General features: G+C 69.0%; 3 protein-coding genes. 2 read left to right on the top strand and 1 reads right to left on the bottom strand.

Annotated features, from left to right (window positions below; all coding sequences use genetic code 11):
• Window positions 1-297: 297 nt before the first annotated feature.
• A complete protein-coding gene (dnaE, locus tag HII36_RS52325; protein ID WP_173530880.1) occupies window positions 298-3,825 on the bottom strand; it encodes a DNA polymerase III subunit alpha in 3,528 nt (1,175 codons plus the stop codon).
• 168 nt (window positions 3,826-3,993) lie between these two features.
• Here dnaE and HII36_RS52320 point away from each other — a divergent pair, with 168 nt between their 5' ends.
• The gene (locus tag HII36_RS52320; RefSeq protein WP_328808286.1) at window positions 3,994-5,358 is read left to right on the top strand and encodes an amino acid permease; all 1,365 of its coding nucleotides are present in this window, start codon (window positions 3,994-3,996) and stop codon (window positions 5,356-5,358) included.
• 119 nt (window positions 5,359-5,477) lie between these two features.
• On the top strand, window positions 5,478-6,512 hold the full coding sequence (locus tag HII36_RS52315; protein ID WP_173530879.1) for an SGNH/GDSL hydrolase family protein: 1,035 nt from the start codon (window positions 5,478-5,480) through the stop codon (window positions 6,510-6,512).
• The last annotated feature ends 3 nt before the right edge of the window (window positions 6,513-6,515 follow it).

The raw sequence follows: 6,515 nt of genomic DNA, 5'->3' as shown, positions 1-6,515 counted from the left end.
AAGAGACAGGGGGGCCGGCAGGCCACCCTCGCCCCGGGGCGGAGCCCCGGAATCAGACGCAGCCTGAGCCTCCGCCGCGCGAAGCGCGCCCTCGGGCGAAGCCGATGCCCTTAGCCCCGGGGCGAAGCCCCGGAAGGAGACACAGCCCGAGCGCCAGCGAGGCCCACGCCTTCCCGGGGGGTCGAAGGGGGCGCGCAGCCCCCTGGGAGACGCTGCCCGCAGCTCCCACCGCGCGCAGCGCACCCCCAGCGAAGGCCCTCGCCTTAAAGCCCCAAGGCCCCAAGCCCCTGAGAACCGTCAGGCCCCCAGGCAGGCAGGCCCGAGAAGCTGCTTGAGGTCGCCCATCAACGCAGGCGAAGGCGTAACCCGCAACCGATCGTCCACCCGCATCACCGTCGTCCTGGGCCCGTTGTGCACCTGGAGATGCACCTCCGACGTCCCCGGATGCGTGGTCAGGATCTCCTTCAGCCGCCCCACCACCGGCGGCGTGCACCGGGTCAAGGGCAGGCTCACCAGCAGCGGCCCGCCGGCCTCCACCGTCAGGTCGGGGGCCGTCACCTCCATGGCGATGATCTTGGCGACGTCTTCCCGCTTGTCGATGCGTCCCTTGACGAAGACGATGGCGTCCTCGGCGAGGATGGTCGAGCACAGCTGGTACGACGACGGGAAGATCATCACCTCGATCGAGCCTTCGAGGTCTTCCAGCTGGGTCAGCACCCAGGTGTCGCCCTTCTTGGTGACCTTGCGCTGCACCCCGCTCAGGATGCCGCCCACCGTCACCACCTGGCCGTCGGCGCGGCTTTCGTCCTGGACGGCGGCGATCGAGCAGTCGGCCCCGGCGGCGAGGATGTGCTCCACGCCGAACAGCGGGTGGTCCGACACGTACAGGCCGAGCATCTCCCGCTCGAACTGCAGCAGCGTGTTCTTGTCCCACTCCCCGACCGGGATCTGCACGTCGAAGGTCTGGTCCTCGCCGCCGTCGATCGCGCCGAACAGGGAGTCTTGGCCGATGGCCTCGTTCTTCTTGATGTCGATGATGGCGTCGACGGCCTGCTCGTGCACCATGACCAGGCCCTTGCGGACGTGGCCCAGCGAGTCGAAGGCGCCGGCCTTGACCAGCGACTCGATCACCCGCTTGTTGCAGACGATCGCGGGCACCTTGCGCAGGAAGTCCTTGAACTCGGCGAAGCGGCCCTTCTCCTTGCGGGCCTTGATGATGCCGTCGACGACGTTGCCGCCGACGTTGCGCACCGCCGACAGGCCGAAGCGGATGTCGGTGCCGCGCGGGGTGAAGTCGAAGTCGGAGTCGTTGACGTCCGGCGGGAACACCTTGATGCCCATGCGGCGGCACTCGTTGAGGTAGAGCGCCGACTTGTCCTTGTCGTCCTTCACGGACGTGAGCAGCCCCGACATGTAGGCGGCCGGGTGGTTGGCCTTGAGGTAGGCCGTCCAGTAGGAGACCAGGCCGTAGCCGGCGGTGTGCGCCTTGTTGAAGGCGTAGTCGGAGAACGGCAGCAGGATGTCCCACAGCGCCTTGATGGCGGCAGCCGAGAAGCCGTTGTCCTGCATGCCCTTCTCGAAGAACTCGAACTGTTTGTCCAGCTCGGACTTCTTCTTCTTGCCCATCGCGCGGCGCAGCAGGTCGGCGCCGCCCAGCGAGTAGCCGGCGACCTTCTGCGCGATGGCCATGACCTGCTCCTGATAGACGATCAGGCCGTAGGTCGTGTCGAGGATCTCCCTGAGCGGCTCTTCCAGCTCGGGGTGGATCGGGGTGATCTCCTGCTGGCCGTTCTTGCGCAGCGCGTAGTTGGTGTGCGAGTTGGCGCCCATCGGGCCGGGACGGTAGAGCGCGAGGGCGGCGGAGATGTCCTCGAAGTTGTCGGGACGCATCAGGCGCAGCAGCGAGCGCATGCCGCCGCCGTCGAGCTGGAAGATGCCCAGGGTGTCTCCCCTGGCCAGCAGCTCGTAGGTCTTGACGTCGTCGAGCGGCAGGTCGAGCAGCTCGATCCGCTCGCCGGTGGTGGCCTCGATGGCCTTGATGCAGTCGTCGATGATCGTCAGGTTGCGCAGGCCCAGGAAGTCCATCTTCAGCAGGCCGAGCGTCTCGCAGGTCGGGTAGTCGAACTGCGTGATGATCGCGCCGTCGGAGTCGCGGCGCATGATCGGGATGTAGTCGGTCAGCACCTCGGACGACATGATGACGCCGGCGGCGTGCACGCCGGTCTGCCTGATCAGGCCCTCCAGGCCCTTGCCGAGGTCGATGGTCGACTTGACGTCGACGTCCTCCTCGTAGAGCTTGCGCAGCTCGCCCGCCTCGTTGAAGCGCGGGTGGTCCTTGTCGAAGATGCCGGAGAGCGGGATGTCCTTGCCCATGACGGCGGGCGGGAACGCCTTGGAGACGCGGTCGCCCAGCGCGTACGGGTAGCCCAGGACGCGGCCGGCGTCCTTGATGGCGGCCTTGGCCTTGATGGTGCCGAACGTGGCGATCATGGCGACCTTGTCGGCGCCCCACTTCTCGGTCACGTACCTGATGACGTCGCCGCGCCTGCGCTCGTCGAAGTCGATGTCGACGTCGGGCATGGACACGCGTTCGGGGTTGAGGAACCGCTCGAAGATCAGGCCGTGCGGGATCGGGTCGAGGTCGGTGATGCCCAGCGCGTACGCCACCAGCGAGCCGGCCGCCGAGCCACGGCCGGGGCCGACCCGGATGCCGTTGTTCTTGGCCCACATGATGAAGTCGGCGACCACGAGGAAGTAGCTCGGGAAGCCCATCTGGATAATGACGCCGAGCTCCTTCTCGGCCCAGGCGCGGTGCTCCTCGTCGAAGCCGCCGGGGAAGCGGCGCTCCATGCCCTTCCAGACTTCCTGGCGGAAGAACTGCTCCTCGGTCATCCCCTCGGGGATCGGGAAGGTCGGCATGAGGTTCTTGAACTCGAAGAACCCGGACGGGTCGACCTTCTCGGCGACCAGCAGCGTGTTGCGGCAGCCCTCGGCCCACAGGTCGGAGGAGTCGACGGCGCGCATCTCGTCGGCGGTCTTGATGTAGTAGCCGGAGCCGTCGAAGCGGAAGCGGTCGGGGTCGGACAGCTGCTTGCCGGTCTGGATGCACAGCAGGGCGTCGTGGGAGGAGGCGTCGGACTCATAGGTGTAGTGCGAGTCGTTGGTGACCAGCGGCGGGATGTTCAGCTCCCGGCTGATGCGGGTCAGCCCGTCGCGGACGCGGCGCTCGATGTCGAGCCCGTGGTCCATGATCTCCAGGAAGAAGTGTTCCTTGCCGAAGATGTCCTGGTATTTCGCGGCGGCCTTGAGCGCCTCGTCGTACTGGCCGAGCCTGAGCCTGGTCTGCACCTCGCCAGACGGGCAGCCGGTGGTGGCCATCAGGCCCTCGGAGTGCTCGGCGAGGATATCCGCGTCCATGCGGGCCCACTTGCGCACGAACCCCTCGGTGTAGGCGCGCGAGCTGAGCTTCATCAGGTTGTGCAGGCCCGCCTTGTTGCGCGCCCAGATCGTCATGTGGGTGTAGTAGCCACCCGCAGAGACGTCGTCCTTCTTCTGGTGCGGCTCGCCCCACAGGACCGGCTTCTTGTTGTGGCGCAGCTCGGGCGCGACGTACGCCTCGATGCCGATGATCGGCTTGATGCCCGCGCCGGTGGCCTGCCGGTAGAAGTCGTAGGCGCCGTGCATGTTGCCGTGGTCGGTGATCGCGATCGCGGGCATGCCCAGGTCGCCGACCTGTTTGAACATCTGCTTGAGCCGGGCGGCCCCGTCGAGCATCGAATATTCCGTATGCACATGCAGATGGACGAACGAGTCGCTGGACGACATGGAGCGGCGCCTCCCCGGTCTGATGTGGTTGTGCCACCTGACTCTAGTGGGCCGCGCCGACATCCCTGACGCGTTGCGGCGGGACCGTCCGACCGGCGTGCCGGGGACCGCCCCGGCCACCGGCCTCGATATCGTCTTCTTCACGGAAAGTAATGAAGGAGACACTTAGTGCAGCCGGACACCGACGAGGGATACAGGCACGCGCTGGGCAACCGGCAGGTCCAGATGATCGCGATCGGCGGGGCGATCGGGGTCGGCCTGTTCCTCGGCGCGGGCGGCCGGATGGCGGCGGCGGGGCCGGCGCTCGTCCTCTCCTACACCGCGGCGGGGATGGCCGCGTTCTTCGTCATGCGGGCGCTGGGCGAGCTGGTGCTCTACAAGCCGGCCTCGGGCTCGTTCGTCGAGTACGCCAACGAGTTCATCGGCCCGTGGGCGGCCTTCGCCAGCGGCTGGATGTACTGGATCAACTGGGCGTTCACCGGCATCGCGGAACTCACGGCCATCGCGGCCTACATCTACTACTGGGCCCCGGGCTTCCCCCGCTCGCTCACCGCGCTGATCGCGCTCGGCCTGGTGCTGGCGGTCAACCTGCTGTCGGTCAAGCTGTTCGGCGAGCTGGAGTTCTGGTTCGCGCTGCTGAAGGTGCTGGCCATCGTCACGTTCCTGGTCGTCGGCCTGGTGCTGGTGATCTTCACGGTGGGCCAGGCCGGGCCGCACAACCTCACCGGGCACGGCGGCTTCTTCCCGCACGGGTTCCCGATCGTGCTGATGAGCCTGCAGTCGGTGGTGTTCGCGTACGCCTCGATCGAGCTGGTCGGCATCGCGGCCGGCGAGACGGCCAACTCGCACGAGGTGATGCCGCGCGCGATCAACGGCGTCGTGTGGCGCATCGCGATCTTCTACGTGGGCTCGGTGCTGCTGCTCGGCATGGTGCTGCCGTGGACCGCCTACAGCGCGGGCACCTCGCCGTTCGTGACGGTCTTCTCCAGCCTGGGCGTGCCGTGGGCGGCCGACGCGATGAACCTCATCGTGATCACCGCCGCGCTGTCGTCGTGCAACTCCGGCCTGTACGCCACCGGCCGCATCCTGCGCTCGATGGCGATGAAGCGTGAGGCGCCGTCCTTCACCGGGACGCTCAGCTCCAGGCACGTGCCGATCGGCGGCATCCTGTTCACCGCGATCATGCTGCTCGCCGGGGTGGCGCTGTTCTACTTCCTGCCCGAGCGCGCCTTCAACATCGCCACCGCGGTGGCCTCGCTCGGCGTGATCACCACCTGGGGCGTGCTGGTGTTCTGCCAGATCAGGCTGCGCAGAACGGGGCACCGCTCGGCCTTCCCCATGCCCGGCACCCCGGTCACGAACTGGCTGACCCTGGCCTTCCTCGCGCTGGTCGTGCTGATGATGCCGTTCGCCGACCGCGATCAGCGGGTGGCCTTCTTCCTCATCCCCGCGCTGGTGGTGGGCATCGCGCTGGGCTGGCGCATCGTCAACCGGCGCCGCTCGGCCGTGCCGGGCCGCCGGGCGCGGGGTTAGAGTCGCGGAGGCGGCGACAGGGGGTCGGGCCGCGGGAGTCGCTCGGGGAGGGCACGCTGGGCACGGCACGGCGGACGGTCATCCTGATCGTCCAGAACACACGGTGGGCGTGGCGTCAGGTGTGGCGGCGGGCGGGCGTCCGGGTCGCGGTGGCGGTCGCGCTGGGCGCCGGGCTGGCCCTGGCCGGGGTGCCGCTGGGCGCGTACGAGAGGCTGGCGTGCGGCGCGCTGGAGATCGGCTGCACCGGCACGCGCCCGCCGAGCGCGGCGCTGCCGCGCCTCACCCGGCTGAGCGCCACGCAGGTGGCGCTGAGCGGCGGGTACGTCGCGCTGGGCGACTCCTACTCCTCGGGTGAGGGCGTCTACGACCAGAGCCAGGCGCCGCTCGACAGCGGCGCCGGCCAGTGTCACCGATCGAGCGGCTCCTACCCGCCGCTGATCGCGGGCGCGCACGCCTTCGGCGGCGGCGCCGGCTTCTACGCCTGCAGCGGCGCCACGACCGGCCAGCTCCTGTCCGGCCAGTACGGTCACCAGCCGCAGATCACCCGGGTGACGGCGGCGGCGAGCCTGGTGACGCTCAGCATCGGCGGCAACGACGCCGGGTTCACCGAGGTGCTCACCGGCTGCATCGTCAAGCTGCCCTGGTCGTCGGCGTGCGTCGACCAGGAGGCCGCGGTCGCGCGCCGGATCGCCGATCTGCGCGCCGGCGTGCTGAAGGTGCTGCGCGAACTGCACGCCCGCGCCCCGCGGGCGCGCGTGATCGTGCTGGGCTACCCGCGGCCCTTCCCCGCCCAGCCTCCCGGCCCCGTCGACAACCTCACCGAGGACGACCAGCGCTGGCTCAACGCGGTGACCCGGCGGCTGAACGACCGGGTCGGGGCGGTGGTCAAGGACTTCGACCGCACCCTGGCCGCGCTGGGCGCCCCGGGCAGCGCCGAGTACGTCGACGCCTACGAGGCGTTCACCGGGCACGAGGTGGGCCGGCCGGAGCCGTACCTGCACGGGCTGGCGATGAACCTGGAGGAGCTGCGGGTGTACCCGCGCAGCTTCCACCCGACGGGCCCGGGCTACCGCCGCTTCGCCGAACTCATCACCGCCCAGATCGCCCACGGCCCTGGCCGCCCCATGAACAACTTCCACATCACCACCCCCTGACCC

Origin of the sequence: Nonomuraea antri, from assembly GCF_013283785.1 — a bacterium.
Lineage (GTDB): Bacteria > Actinomycetota > Actinomycetes > Streptosporangiales > Streptosporangiaceae > Nonomuraea > Nonomuraea antri.
The sequence above is the reverse complement of the archived record's forward strand: the minus strand, read 5'-3'. Positions and strand labels throughout refer to the sequence as shown.

Bases quoted from the DNA above. Each gene is read 5' to 3' on its own strand.
- dnaE (WP_173530880.1), bottom strand. From the start codon at position 3,825: ATGTCGTCCAGCGACTCGTTCGTCCATCTGCATGTGCATACGGAATAT.